The following is a 12,786-nucleotide window of genomic DNA, read 5'->3' as shown; positions in this document are numbered from 1 at the left end:
CTCCGCTCTGCCCTCACCCCAACCCCTCTCCCGCTTGCGGGAGAGGGGCTCAAACACAAACGCCACCTTTCGGTGGCGTTTGTTTTTTCATCATTTCAAACCAATCACTTCTTGCTCAGCTGTTCCCACAGGAAGCTGTACGCCAGTGCCGACATATGCGCGGCCTGCGCATTGTTCGCCGCGCCACCATGACCACCCTCGATGTTCTCGTAGTAGGTCACGTCCTTGCCTGCGTCGATCATCTTGGCCGCCATCTTGCGGGCGTGGCCCGGGTGGACGCGGTCATCACGGGTCGATGTAGTGAACAGCACCGGCGGGTAGCTCTTGGCCGGATCGAACAGGTGGTACGGGGAGAAGGTCTTGATGAACTCCCAATCCGCCGTATCCGGGTTGCCGTACTCGGCCATCCACGAGGCACCGGCCAGCAGGTGGCTGTAGCGCTTCATGTCCAGCAGCGGAACCTGGATGACCACCGCACCGAACAGCTCCGGGTACTGGGTCAGCATATTGCCGGTCAGCAGACCGCCATTGCTGCCGCCCTGCACGCCCAGGTGCTTGGCCGAGGTGATCTTGCGGGTGACCAGATCCTGCGCCACTGCCGCCATGTCCTCATAAGCCTTGTGGCGGTTCTGCTTCAACGCGGCCTGGTGCCAGCGCGGGCCGTACTCGCCACCACCGCGGATGTTGGCCACGACGTACACGCCGCCCTTGTCCAACCAGGCACGACCCATGCCACCGGAATAGCCCGGGGTCAGCGAGATTTCAAAGCCACCGTAGCCGTACAGCAGGGTCGGGTTGGAACCGTCCAGCTTCATCGCCTTGTCGTGCACCACGAAGTACGGCACGCGGGTGCCGTCCTTGCTGGTGGCGAAGTGCTGCTCGATCACCTTGTCGCTGGCATCGAAAAACGCCGGCATGGTCTTCAGCACTTCCGGCTGCTTGCCGATTTCGGCCAGGGCCAGCGTGGTCGGGGTCAGGTAGTCGGTGACGGTCATCCACACCGCATCGCTTTCGTCCGCGTCCACCGCGCCTACACCAATGGTGCCGAAGGCCGGTGCACCGGTGAAATCGCTGCTTACCCAGCCGTCCTTGCCGTGGGTCAGCACCTGCAGGCGGTTCTTGACGTCGTCCAGCACGTTCAACACCACGTGCGACTTGGTCCAGGTGGTGCCGGCCAGCGAGGTGGTGTCGGTCGGCGCGAACAGCACGTCGAACTCGCGCTTGCCGGCTATGAAGTCATCAAACTTGGTCGCCAGCAGCGAACCGGCGGTATAGGTCTTGCCACCCACGGTCCACGGCTCACGCAGCTCAAGGGTCAGCCACTCACGGCGCACGCCCTTTTCGGCCGAGTTCGGGGCATCAACCTTGGTCAGCTTGCCATCGGCGCCGATCAGGAACAGTTCGTTGTTGTAGAAGGCAACGGTGCGGCTGACGAAATTACGCTCGAAGCCCGGCGTATCGTCGTGCATCGCCGAGATGTACATGTCTTCCGGCTTGCCCTCGTACACCGTGGTTGCGGCGGTGATCGGGGTGCCGCGCTGCCAGCGCTTGACCACGCGCGGGTAGCCGGAGGTGGTCATCGAGCCCGGACCGAAGTCGGTGTAGACGAACACGTTGTCCTGGTCGATCCAGCCCAGGCCGCCCTTGGCCTCGGCACGGAAGAAGCCGTCCTTGATCCAATCCTTCTTGGAGATGTCGAACTCGCGGGTGACATCGGCGTCAGCGCCGCCGCGCGACAGCGCGATCAGGCAGCGGGTGTATTCCGGGCGCAGGCAATTGGCGCCATGCCAAACCCAGTTTTCGCCCTCAGCCTTGTTCAGCGCGTCCAGATCCAGCACGGTTTCCCACAGCGGCTCGGCCTTGCGGTACTCGACCAGCGTGGTGCGGCGCCAGATGCCGCGCTCATGCTGCTTGTCCTTCCAGAAGTTGTAGTAGTAATCGCCGATCTTCTGAACACCCGGGATCTTGGCATCCGAATCCAGCACCTCACGGATGCCCGCTTCCATCGCCTTGAACTGCGGGGTCACGGCCAGGCGGCCCTCGGACTTGGCGTTCTGCTCCTTCACCCAGCCCAGCTGTTTGTCGCCGGTGACGTCTTCCAGCCAGGCGTACTTGTCCTGGGAATCGTCAGCGGCCATGGCGGCCCCGGCCAAGCCGGAAGAAAGCAGACCCGCCACAAGGCAGGCAGAAGTGAGTCGAGACATGTTGGCTCCATGCAGTCATAAGCCGCGAACGCTACCACAGCCCCCTGCCTGCCCCCACGTGTCGAAGGTCAGGCCGCCTGTGGCAGGCGGCGCCGGGCCGGGCGACGGCCACGGGTGGCCTGCGGGCCGCGTTTGCGCGGCTTGGCGTGGCGATTCCGCCATGCTGCGGGTAGGCGAAAGCGGTACAAGGCCCACCAGGCGCTCAGCGGCATACCCAGCAGCCACAACGGCAACCAGCCGATCCAGTCGCTGTGGCCGCGCGCCGCCGGCCACACCAGCACCAGTGCCAGACCCGCCAGGGCGGCCTGTCTGACGCAGCGCAGCACCTGCGGGTCGGGCGCGTCCTGCGCGTTACGACGGGATGACGATACGAGCGACTTGGTCATGACGTTCTCCGGCAACATGGCTGTGTTGGAGTGCATCCTCGGCGGCCGCCATCTCATAGACTGCGACCTGCCATTGACGGACGCATCGCTGCCCGTCGAACATGCAGCCCTGACCTTCATAGGTGCCTTACCCGTAATGCGACCGATTCCCCTCTTTGTGTCCGCCATGCTGTTGAGTCTCGCCCTGCCGCTGAGCCCGGCTCTTGCACAGGAGGCTGCGCCGACGACGACGACGGTGGAGGGAATCGCCGAGGGCCCGATCGACCTGCAGCGCTTCATGGGCCGCTGGTATGTGATCGGCCGGGTGCCCAACTTCATCGAGCGCGGCCATGTGGCCAGCGTCAACACCTATACCTTGCGCGACGACAACAAGGTTTCGATCAAATATCAGTTCCGCGATGGCTTTGCCGAGCCGGAAGATGAGATTGAAATCCGCGCCAAGGTCGACGAAGACAGTGGCAACCGTCGCTGGCGCACCTGGTTCTACCGTGTAGTACCCACTCGTTCGCGCATTCTTGAGGTTGCCCCGGATTATTCGTGGGCGCTGATCGGCTACCCAGGCCGCGAGATGGCATGGATCTTCGCCCGCGAACCGGACATGGACAACGCCACCTACCGCCAGCTGGCCCTCCGCCTGCGCGACAAGTACGACGTCAACACCGACAAGCTCAAGCGCGTGCCGCAGCATCCGCAGCAGGTGGACAAACTGGGTTTTGAAGTGCCGAACAAGAAGTAACCGGCTGGGCCTGCTTCTGCTGTTGTAGGAGCGGCGTAAGCCGCGAAGCTGAGGCTGCTGCAGCCTGCGAAGAGCTCCCCCAGCCCTCCCCTCCGCCTTCGGCGCAAGGGAGGGAGCAACGCGTAGTGCCGAGCCATGCTCGGCAGAGGCTTTACCGGGAACGCCTCCAGCCGAGCATGGCTCGGCTCTATAGGTGCGTCGTCAGCCACCTGGCTTGGCGGTCTCGATGACCACACCAAGCTGCTTGCCGGCCTCGGCCAATTTCACCTTCTTGCCGTCGCTGCGAGCGACCAGGTAATCCGCCGCTACCCAGCCACTCTTGCCGTCCGCACGCACGTTGCACCATTGCAGGTCGTCGAGGCAGCGCTGCACTTCCACCGTGGTGCCCACCGGCAATACCGCCAGGCGCTCTGCTCGCTGATCGGGCGCGCTGCGCAGGTTCAAGCCGTTGCTGACCTGGGCGGCGGGTTCATTGATCTGCGGCTGGAACCACAGCACCACGCCGATGATCGCCGCAGCCGCAGCGATACGCAGATACAGGCGGGGCTTGCCGTCGGTGGATTTGAACAACCTGTGCATGGCGAATGCGGCGGGACGGATGCGGCCAGATGAAGGGCCTATGGTGACACGCCAAGCTTGAACCCACGCCGTTTCGACCTCACCACGTTCAGGCAGCGCCGACATTCATCGCCGCAAGCCGTGCAACGCCTCCGCCTCCGCCTCCGGCAATTTCCAAGCCGTACACGCCGGCATTTGGTACACGCATCGCTGTCTGGAAGGCACGGAACGCCTGCATGTCCGCAGCTCCATTCACCGTCCGCCCTTGCAGGCGCCAGGCCAGCAGACCGATCCAGATACCATGGCCAACGAATACGCTGCCGTCTTCGAAGTCATGCAGGCGGGCCAGGAAGGCCTCAACCCGAGCCGCGAAATCATCGAAACTGTCGGCGATATCGCCATCGCGATGGGCAGGATCGCCGCGCTGCCAGTAATTGCCTGCCAATACCGCCACGTCACTGGGCGCCTTGCCCTCGACCGTGGCAAGCGCCAGATAACTGAACTCATCCAGCTCGGCGATCTCCTGCGCAGCAAGTCCGTGGGCATCGGCGAAGTACTCCGCCGTCTGCCGGGCGCGCAGCATCTGCGAGCAGTACAGCCGCGCTGGTCGCAATGGCCAGCGCGCCAGAAGATCCTGTACCTGCTGCCGCCCCAATGTACTGAGCGGGATCTCCCGATCAGCCATGGCGAACGCACCCGCGTTGGCCATGCTCTGTCCATGCCGCACGAAGTACAGCGTCCGCGCTCCAGCCGGGTCGGACGCCGTCTGCATCAGGCCGTCATGCCGCTATGTCGCAGTAGGGCGTCAATCTGCGGCTCACGACCACGGAAGGCGCGGAAATTCTCGGCCGCACTGCGGCTGCCGCCGCGTGACAACACTTCATCGCGGAAGCGTGCGCCGGTCTCGGCCAAGGCGCCCGGTGCTTCCTCGAACGCGGCATAGGCATCGGCACTGAGCACCTCGGCCCATTTGTAGCTGTAATAACCGGCGGCATAGCCGCCAGCAAAGATATGGCTGAACTGGTTGGCGAAGCGGTTCCAGGCCGGCGGGATGTTCACCGCCACTTCGCCGCGCACGCGTTCCAGCAACTGCAGCACGCTTTCCTGCTCGGGCTGGTACTGGCTATGCAGCAGCATGTCGAACAGGCCGAATTCCAACTGGCGCACGGTGAACATGCCGCTCTGGAAGTTCTTCGCCGCCAGCATCTTGTCGAACAGCTCGCGCGGCAACGGAACGCCGGTATCGACATGCGCGGTCATCGCCTCCACCTGCTCCCATTCCCAGCAGAAGTTCTCCATGAACTGGCTGGGAAGCTCCACCGCATCCCATTCCACGCCATTGATGCCTGCCACCGCCAGCTCACCAATACGGGTCAGCAACTGATGCAGGCCGTGGCCCATTTCGTGGAAGACGGTGGTGACTTCATCGTGGCTGAAGGTCGCAGGCTTGCCGTCATTGCCGCGGCCGAAATTGCACACCAGATACACCAGCGGTGTCTGCACGCCAGCGGCGGTGACGCGGCGGTTGCGACAGTCGTCCATCCACGCACCACCGCGCTTGCCTTCGCGTGCGTACAGGTCCATGTAGAACTGGCCGACCAGCGCGCCATCGGCATTTACCAACCGGTAGAAACGCACGTCCTCGTGCCAGACCGGGGCGCTGTCCTGTTCCACCTTGAGGCCGTACAGGCGCTCGATCACGCCGAAAAGACCGGCCAGCACCTTGGGCTCGGTGAAGTACTGCTTCACTTCCTGCTCGGAATAGCTGTACCGCGCCTGCTTGAGCTTCTCGGCCACATAGGCAAGATCCCATGCCTGCAGTTCTTCCATGCCCAGCTCGTCGCGGGCAAAGGCTTCCAGCTCAGCGCGGTCACGCTGAGCATAGGGTTTTGCGCGTGCAGCCAGATCCCGCAGGAAGCTCAACACCTGCGGTGCGTCGCTGGCCATCTTGGTGGCGATGGAATACTCGGCGTAGTTGTCGAAACCCAGCAGTGCAGCAAGTTCATTGCGCACGGCGAGAATGCGATCGATGTTACCGGTGTTGTCCAGCGCCGCATCGCCGAACTCCGATGCACGCATCGCATGCGCGCGATACAGCTGCTCGCGCAGCGCGCGGTTGTCGGCATAGGTCTGCACCGGCAGATAGCACGGCATCTGCAGGGTCAGCTTGTAGCCTTCGCGGCCATCCTTCTGTGCGGCGGCGCGGGCGCTGGCGATCACGTCATCGGGCAGGCCCAGCAGGTCATCAGCCACATCCACGTACAGGGCGAATGCATCACCGGCATCCAACACGTTCTGCGAGAACTTGGCCTGCAGGCCGGACAGTTCTTCCTGCAACTCGGCGAAGCGCGCCTTGCCAGCGTCGTCGAGCTCGGCACCGCCGAGGCGGAAGTCGCGCAGTGCATTTTCCAGTGCCTTGCGCTGTGCTTCGTCGAAGCTTGCAGCTTCCGGCGCAGCGGCCAACAGCTTGTACTGTGCGTACAGCGCCGGGTTCTGCGCGACCGAGCTGCCGAAGCGGCTGAGCTTGGGAAGATTGGCGTTGTAGACCTCACGCAGCTCCGGCGTGTTGACCACCGCCTGCAGGTGCGAAACCTGGCCCCAGGCGCGATACAAGCGCTCGGTAGCGTCGTCCAGCGGCACCACGAAGTTCTCCCAGCTCACCGGTGCCACGGTTTCAGCAGCCTTCACCGCTGCTTCGGCCTCGGCCAGCAGCGTATCGACGGCCGGGGTGACGTGTTCAGCACGGATCGCGTCAAAACGCGGCAGGCCGGAGAAATCGAGCAGGGGATTGGCGGTGTTCACAGCATTCCTTCAAACAGTTCCGGCTGCGCCGGTATCAGACCTGATATGGCGACGCTTCCAGCCAGGCACAAGGCAGGGCCGGCATGCCCTGCCCGGCCACGGCCGTGGCCACCACCGCGTCGGCGCCGACCACGTCGATGCCCTGCTGGCTGTACCAATCCGGGTTGTAATAGCTATGCGCGTAACGTTCGCCGGCATCGCAGAGGATGCTGACGATGGAGCCATCTCGGCCGGCAGCACGCATCTGCTGGGCGGCGTACAGCACGCCGATGAAGTTGGTGCCGGTGGAGCCGCCGACACGGCGTCCGAGGGTGGCGCTGACATGGCGCATAGCAGCCAGGCTCAGCGCATCACTCACCTTCACCATCGCATCGACGCAGGTCGGGATGAAACTGCGCTCCACGCGCGGACGGCCGATGCCTTCCACGCGTGAGCCGCCTTCGCAGGTCATGTCACGCCAGTCGCGGCCTTCCAGCGCAGCACAGTAGCCGTCGTAAAAGATCGATACCTCCGGGTCCGCGCAAAGGATGCGGGTGTCGTGGCGGCGATAGCTGACGTAGCGGCCCAGCGTGGCGGCGGTGCCGCCGGTGCCGGGGCTGCAGACAATCCATTCCGGCACCGGATGCGGCTCCTCGGCCATTTGTTTGAAGATGGACTCGGCGATATTGTTGTTGGCACGCCAGTCGGTGGCGCGCTCGGCATAGGTGAACTGGTCCATGAAGTGGCCGCCGGTTTCGCGTGCCAGCCGCTCGGATTCGCAGTTCAGGTCGCAGGCGCGCTGCACCAGATGGCAGCGGCCGCCATGGAATTCGATGGCAGCGATTTTCTCCGGCGACGTGCTTGCCGGTATCACCGCGATGAAAGGCACTCCCAGCAGACGCGCGAAGTAGGCTTCGGACACAGCGGTGGAGCCACTGGAGGCCTCGATCACCGGGCGGCCCTCACGCAGCCAGCCATTGGCCAGCGCGTACAGGAACAGCGAGCGCGCCAAGCGATGCTTGAGGCTGCCGGTCGGGTGGCTGGATTCATCCTTCAGATAGACATCGATACCGGGGAAGCCCGGCAGATCGACGGGAATCAGATGGGTATCGGCCGAACGGTTGTAGTCGGCTTCAATCTTGTGGATGGCCGCCGCCACCCAATCACGCTGGGACATGGATCGCCACTTGTTGGTGAATGCTTGGGGTGGATTCTACTTGGTTGGGTTGTGGGGGCGGAGGCTGGGGCCTTGGCTTGGCTGTGGGCTGCGGGCTTTGCCCCTGCGCTTCTGCCGTCATCCCCGCGAAGGCGGGGATCGCTCCTGCCTTGGCCTCGGCTTCGGCTTTTGCCCTTCCTTCACAATCAAGCAAAGAGCCAGAGCGATTCCCGCCTTCGCGGGAATGACGACCTGAAGTTTTCCTGGTGAGGCACCAGCGCACAGCCCTGACTCCAGCTTGGGTGAGAGAACCCGGCGCTCTCACCAATCATTCAGCCCAGCCCGTACTCAGGAATGTTATGGTTCAGCCTCGCTTCCAACCGCAAAGCCCGTGCCGCGCATCCTGCTGCCCCTGCTGCTGTGCCTGACCCTGATCGCTGGTGCGGTCGGTTCGGTGTGGTCTGCGACGGCGATGGCCATGCCGATGCAGGCGATGACGATGGCAATGGAAGCCGGTGACAGCACCCACGACTGCTGCCACGAGCAGGAAGCCAATCTGCAGTGTGATGCCGGCGACGCCGACAAGGCGCCCTCGCCCTGTGCCAGCGGTGACAGTTGCGACTGCAAACAGCATTGCAACATGCTGCCCAGCGTCTCGATGACGCGGCTTGCGCCGATGCGCCATGCATTGGCGTCAATGCCAGCACTCCCCTCTCGCGACGACGTGGCCCCGGGCCAGCTCAACCGCCCTCCCATCGGCTGATTCCCGCGCCTTCTGGCGTCCGCAGATACTTGTGCCTTGGCGAACGCCCTGGCGCACCCTTGATCTGTTCAGGACATGCAGCAACGCATCGTGATGCGGCTGTGTGACCGGGAGTTCCACATGTCTTCTGATTTCCTTTCCGATTCGCGCTCGGTACTGTCGCGACGTCGCTTCGTGCAGGGCCTGGCCATTGGCGGCGTCGTCGCCGGTGCCGGCCTGGCGCGCATTCCGCAGGCCTTCGCCGCCGGCAGCGCCATGGCGGTGCCGCCGGTTGAGCTGCGCGGCACCGAGCTGAGCCTTGCGATTGGCCGCTCGGCAGTCAATTTCACCGGCCGCACCCGCCCCGCCATCACCGTCAATGGCTCGTTGCCGGCACCGATCCTGCGCCTGCGTGAGGGCGACACGGTCAACCTGCGCGTGGCCAACACGCTCACCAACGAGATCACCTCCATCCACTGGCACGGCATCCTGCTGCCGGCCAACATGGACGGCGTGCCGGGCCTTAGCTTCAACGGCATCGCACCAGGCGAGGCCTATCAGTACCGGTTCCAGCTCAAGCAGTCCGGTACCTACTGGTACCACAGCCATTCGCTGTTCCAAGAGCAGGCCGGCCTGTATGGCGCGCTGATCGTCGACCCGCTGGCGCCACCGCCGTACCACTTCGACCGCGAACACGTGGTCATGCTCTCGGACTGGACCGACATCGATCCGGATGCGCTGTTCCGGCGCATGAAGAAGATGCCGATGCATGACAACACCTACCAGCGCACGGTCGGTGACTTCATGCGCGACGCACGCAAGGATGGCCTTCGCGAGACGCTGAGCGACCGTGGCATGTGGGGCCGGATGCGGATGACGCCATCCGACCTGTCCGACATCAACGCCCACACCTACACCTACCTGATGAACGGCACCGCCCCGGCCGGCAACTGGACCGGCTTGTTCCGCAGTGGCGAAAAGGTGCTGCTGCGCTTCATCAACGGTGCCTCCATGACCTACTTCGATGTGCGCATCCCGGGCCTGAAAATGACCGTGGTCGCCGCCGATGGCCAGTACATCCATCCGGTCAGCATCGACGAGTTCCGCATTGCCCCGGCCGAGACCTTCGACGTGATCGTCGAGCCGACCGGCCAGGATGCTTTCACCCTGTTTGCGCAGGACATGGGCCGCACTGGTTATGCCTGTGGCACGCTGGCAACGCGCCAAGGCCTGCAGGCACCAATCCCGCAGATCGATCCGCGCCCGCTGCTGACCATGAGTGATATGGGCCACGACATGGGCAGCCATGGCAATCATGCCGGTATGGAAGGTGGTTGCGGCGCCAATATGGGTGCCAAGGGCATGGAAGGCGGCTGCGGTGCGGCGATGGGCCACGGTGCCCATGGCGGCAGCGACAAGTCGCCCAAGCACAAGCCCAGCGAAGCCGGCAATCCGCTGATCGACATGCAGACTGCGGCCACCGAGCCCAAGCTCGACGACCCCGGCATCGGCCTGCGCGACAACGGCCGCAAGGTGCTGACCTATGGCGCGATGCGTTCGCTGTTCGAGGATCCGGATGGGCGCGAGCCCGGCCGCGAGATCGAACTACATCTCACCGGCCACATGGAAAAGTTCGCCTGGAACTTCGACGGCATTCCGTTCGCAGGCGCCGAGCCCATCAAGTTGAACTACGGTGAGCGCATGCGCATCGTGCTGGTCAACGACACGATGATGCAGCACCCGATCCATCTGCACGGCGTATGGAGTGACCTGGAGAACGCCAACGGCGAGTTCCAGCTGCGCAAGCACACCATCGACATGCCGCCAGGTACACGCCGCAGCTACCGCGTGCGTGCAGATGCCTTGGGCCGCTGGGCCTTCCACTGCCATCTGCTGTACCACATGGAAGCGGGCATGATGCGCGAAGTGAGGATCGACGCATGAAGACTTTCTCTCACTCGCTGTTGTTCATCGCCCTGGCCGCCAGCGGCAACGCCTTCGCGCAGGACCCGCATGCGGGCCACGCCGGGCACGCCGCTGAAGCAAAGCCGGCAGTTGATCCGCATGCCGGGCACAACATGCCCAAGGCAAAGCCGGCCGATCCGCATGCCGCGCACCGTGGTCATGGCAGCAAGGCCAAGGCCGCAGATCCACATGCAGGCCATGCCATGCCCAAGGCCGGGGATCACTCCAGCCACGGCGCGGCGGCAGACCCGCACGCGGGGCACGCAATGCCAACCGACCCGCATGCCGGTCATGCCATGCCCAAGGCCGAAGATCATTCCAGCCACGGCAAGGTCGCTGACCCGCACGCTGGCCATGCCAAGCCGGCCGATCCGCATGCCGGCCACAACATGCAGGGCAGCAGTACCAGCGACACCCCGCGCGAACCGATCCCGACGCCGACCAAGCAGGACTTCGACGATGCCTTCCCGGTGTTGAAGCCGCATGCGATGGAACACGCACCGTCGTTCCACAGCCTGGTGGTGTTCGATCACCTGGAAGCCTGGGACAACGCCCACGGCAGCGGCCAGGCCTGGGGCATCGACTCCTGGTTCGGCAATGACATCAACCGTCTTTGGATCCGCAGCGAAGGCGAGCGCAGCGAGAACGCGCTCGGCGATTGGTCGGTGGATGCGTTGTACGGGCATTCGATCTCGCCGTGGTGGGACGTGGTCGCCGGTGTGCGGCATGACAACGGCCGCGAATCACCGGACCTGACCCGCGCCGCGTTCGGCCTGCAGGGCATGTCGCCGTACAAGTTCGAAGTCTCGGCGATGGCTTACATCGGCGGACCGCGCAAAGCCGAATTGGCCTTCGAGGTCGAGTACGACGTGCTGCTGACCAACCGGCTGATCCTGCAGCCAGTGGTGGAAGCCAGCATCGTCGCCGATGACGATCCGCGCCGCGGTGTCGGCAAGGGCCTGAGCAGCGTGGAGGCAGGCCTGCGCCTGCGCTACGAGTTCACCCGCAAGTTCGCGCCATATGTGGGCTTTGTGCACGAACGCGCGTTCGGCAATACCGCTGATATGCACCGTGATGCTGGCGAAGGCGTGAGTGAATCGCGCTGGGTTGCCGGCGTGCGCTTCTGGTTCTGATTCGTAGTGATGGCGTCGTATGCCGGCGCCATCCCCACTCTCCTTACAAGGAATGCTTTCGATGAAGTTCTTTATTCAAGCCGCACTGATCGGCGCGGTCACCCTTGCCTCCATTTCCATCGCGCAGGCCCAGCATGCTGGCCATGAGCATCACGCACCGGCGGCCAAGCCTGCTGCAAAGGCAGCGCAGGCTGATTCTGCGGCGACGTTCAAGCGTTTTGATGCCAACAAGGATGGCTTCATCAGCCGCGAGGAACTGCCCAGCGGTCACCCGCTGCTGCCGCACTTCGGCATGAGCGATGGCAACCGAGATGGCAAGCTCGACGCCAAGGAATTCGAGCGCGGCCTGTCAATGCTGTGACGCCCTCCGCCGCACTTGCCAGTGGTCTGTGCGGCGAACTGTCCAAGGAATCAAGATCATGAAAATGCGTTCAAAGCCGATGTTTTCGCTGTTGCTGCTGGCTGCCGGCACTCTGTTGATCAGCGCCTGCAATGCCAGTCCGTCGACTGCTACCACCGCAGCCGCTGCGGTTGCTGCGGCACCTGCGAATGCTGTTGAAGTGGCACCGGCTACCAAGGCTTTGCCGTTGGTGGTTGTGCACAAGGACCCGAACTGTGGCTGCTGTGGTGGCTGGGCCGAGCATATGCAGGCCGCCGGCTTCCCGGTGCAGCTCAATGACACCAGCGACATGATGGCGGTCAAGCAGCGTTTGGGAATCGGTGACGGCATGATGTCCTGCCACACCTCCGAGATCGACGGCTATGTGGTGGAAGGCCATGTACCGGTAGCAGACATCAAGAAGCTGCTGGCCGAGCGTCCGCAGGCGCGCGGGCTGGTATTGCCGGGCATGCCGGTTGGTACGCCGGGCATGGAATCACCGGATGGCTATCGTCAGGCGTTTACGGTTGCCTTGCTGGGCAATGATGGTTCGTTGAGCGAGTTCTCAAAGCACGAGTGATCTGCTTAAGCCCCTCTCCCGCTTGCGGGGTGAGATGGGCAGCTTGCGAACCACTGGTTCGCTGCCCGTCGAACGCCCTTGCGCCAGCGCAAGGGCCGGGGCGCGGAGCGGGGGTTGGGGTGAGGGAAAGCTTCTAGCTAAGCAAAGTCAAAAGCACCCCTCATCC

General features: G+C 63.8%; 12 protein-coding genes. 6 read left to right on the top strand and 6 right to left on the bottom strand.

Annotated features, from left to right (window positions below):
• Positions 1–104: 104 nt before the first annotated feature.
• Positions 105–2,204, bottom strand: coding sequence for a prolyl oligopeptidase family serine peptidase (locus ACVOK8_RS13515; protein ID WP_481567274.1), 2,100 nt, complete (start codon positions 2,202–2,204; stop codon positions 105–107).
• Positions 2,205–2,272: 68 nt separating this feature from the next.
• The gene (locus ACVOK8_RS13510; RefSeq protein ID WP_481567273.1) at positions 2,273–2,590 is read right to left on the bottom strand and encodes a hypothetical protein; all 318 of its coding nucleotides are present in this window, start codon (positions 2,588–2,590) and stop codon (positions 2,273–2,275) included.
• Between the two features lie 136 nt (positions 2,591–2,726).
• On the opposite strand from ACVOK8_RS13510, the gene ACVOK8_RS13505 reads away from it, so the two are divergent.
• A complete protein-coding gene (locus ACVOK8_RS13505) occupies positions 2,727–3,326 on the top strand; it encodes a lipocalin family protein (RefSeq protein WP_481567291.1) in 600 nt (199 codons plus the stop codon).
• Between the two features lie 201 nt (positions 3,327–3,527).
• Here the strand turns inward: ACVOK8_RS13505 and ACVOK8_RS13500 are convergent, their stop codons facing one another.
• The 4 genes from ACVOK8_RS13500 to ACVOK8_RS13485 all read right to left on the bottom strand — a co-directional run bounded on the left by ACVOK8_RS13500 (position 3,528) and on the right by ACVOK8_RS13485 (position 7,842).
• Entirely contained in the window at positions 3,528–3,905 is a 378-nt protein-coding gene (locus ACVOK8_RS13500; RefSeq protein ID WP_282272960.1) for an SH3 domain-containing protein, read from the bottom strand.
• A gap of 88 nt (positions 3,906–3,993) precedes the next feature.
• On the bottom strand, positions 3,994–4,656 hold the full coding sequence (locus ACVOK8_RS13495; protein ID WP_481567272.1) for a histidine phosphatase family protein: 663 nt from the start codon (positions 4,654–4,656) through the stop codon (positions 3,994–3,996).
• Positions 4,656–6,686 carry a M3 family metallopeptidase gene (locus ACVOK8_RS13490; RefSeq protein WP_481567271.1) on the bottom strand — a complete coding sequence of 677 codons (2,031 nt, stop codon included), beginning with the start codon at positions 6,684–6,686 and terminating at the stop codon, positions 4,656–4,658. The genes ACVOK8_RS13495 and ACVOK8_RS13490 overlap by 1 nt, the downstream gene beginning before the upstream one ends.
• Positions 6,687–6,720: 34 nt before the next feature.
• Complete coding sequence (locus ACVOK8_RS13485; protein WP_481567270.1) at positions 6,721–7,842, bottom strand: PLP-dependent cysteine synthase family protein; 1,122 nt, start codon at positions 7,840–7,842, stop codon at positions 6,721–6,723.
• Between the two features lie 370 nt (positions 7,843–8,212).
• On the opposite strand from ACVOK8_RS13485, the gene ACVOK8_RS13480 reads away from it, so the two are divergent.
• The 5 genes from ACVOK8_RS13480 (at position 8,213) to ACVOK8_RS13460 (ending at position 12,620) form a co-directional block, all read left to right on the top strand.
• Positions 8,213–8,584, top strand: coding sequence for a CopL family metal-binding regulatory protein (locus tag ACVOK8_RS13480; RefSeq protein ID WP_481567269.1), 372 nt, complete (start codon positions 8,213–8,215; stop codon positions 8,582–8,584).
• A 120-nt stretch (positions 8,585–8,704) separates the two neighbouring features.
• Positions 8,705–10,507 carry a copper resistance system multicopper oxidase gene (locus tag ACVOK8_RS13475; protein WP_481567268.1) on the top strand — a complete coding sequence of 601 codons (1,803 nt, stop codon included), beginning with the start codon at positions 8,705–8,707 and terminating at the stop codon, positions 10,505–10,507.
• Positions 10,504–11,661: a copper resistance protein B gene (locus tag ACVOK8_RS13470; protein ID WP_481567267.1), complete on the top strand. Its 1,158-nt coding sequence runs from the start codon at positions 10,504–10,506 to the stop codon at positions 11,659–11,661. Before ACVOK8_RS13475 ends, ACVOK8_RS13470 begins: the two co-directional genes overlap by 4 nt.
• Before the next feature lie 61 nt (positions 11,662–11,722).
• Complete coding sequence (locus ACVOK8_RS13465; protein ID WP_481567266.1) at positions 11,723–12,022, top strand: EF-hand domain-containing protein; 300 nt, start codon at positions 11,723–11,725, stop codon at positions 12,020–12,022.
• A gap of 58 nt (positions 12,023–12,080) precedes the next feature.
• Positions 12,081–12,620, top strand: coding sequence for a DUF411 domain-containing protein (locus ACVOK8_RS13460; RefSeq protein ID WP_481567265.1), 540 nt, complete (start codon positions 12,081–12,083; stop codon positions 12,618–12,620).
• Positions 12,621–12,786 lie beyond the last annotated feature (166 nt).

The organism is Stenotrophomonas sp. STEN083, from assembly GCF_056759195.1.
Note: the sequence above shows the minus strand (reverse complement) of the source record. Positions and strands in the feature narration are given on the sequence as shown.

Excerpts from the sequence above, each read along its gene's own strand:
- ACVOK8_RS13515 (WP_481567274.1), bottom strand. The coding sequence starts at position 2,204 with ATGTCTCGACTCACTTCTGCCTGCCTTGTGGCGGGTCTGCTTTCTTCC.
- ACVOK8_RS13510 (WP_481567273.1), bottom strand. The coding sequence starts at position 2,590 with ATGACCAAGTCGCTCGTATCGTCATCCCGTCGTAACGCGCAGGACGCG.
- ACVOK8_RS13505 (WP_481567291.1), top strand. The coding sequence starts at position 2,727 with ATGCGACCGATTCCCCTCTTTGTGTCCGCCATGCTGTTGAGTCTCGCC.
- ACVOK8_RS13500 (WP_282272960.1), bottom strand. The coding sequence starts at position 3,905 with ATGCACAGGTTGTTCAAATCCACCGACGGCAAGCCCCGCCTGTATCTG.
- ACVOK8_RS13495 (WP_481567272.1), bottom strand. The coding sequence starts at position 4,656 with ATGCAGACGGCGTCCGACCCGGCTGGAGCGCGGACGCTGTACTTCGTG.
- ACVOK8_RS13485 (WP_481567270.1), bottom strand. The coding sequence starts at position 7,842 with ATGTCCCAGCGTGATTGGGTGGCGGCGGCCATCCACAAGATTGAAGCC.
- ACVOK8_RS13475 (WP_481567268.1), top strand. The coding sequence starts at position 8,705 with ATGTCTTCTGATTTCCTTTCCGATTCGCGCTCGGTACTGTCGCGACGT.
- ACVOK8_RS13470 (WP_481567267.1), top strand. The coding sequence starts at position 10,504 with ATGAAGACTTTCTCTCACTCGCTGTTGTTCATCGCCCTGGCCGCCAGC.
- ACVOK8_RS13465 (WP_481567266.1), top strand. The coding sequence starts at position 11,723 with ATGAAGTTCTTTATTCAAGCCGCACTGATCGGCGCGGTCACCCTTGCC.
- ACVOK8_RS13460 (WP_481567265.1), top strand. The coding sequence starts at position 12,081 with ATGAAAATGCGTTCAAAGCCGATGTTTTCGCTGTTGCTGCTGGCTGCC.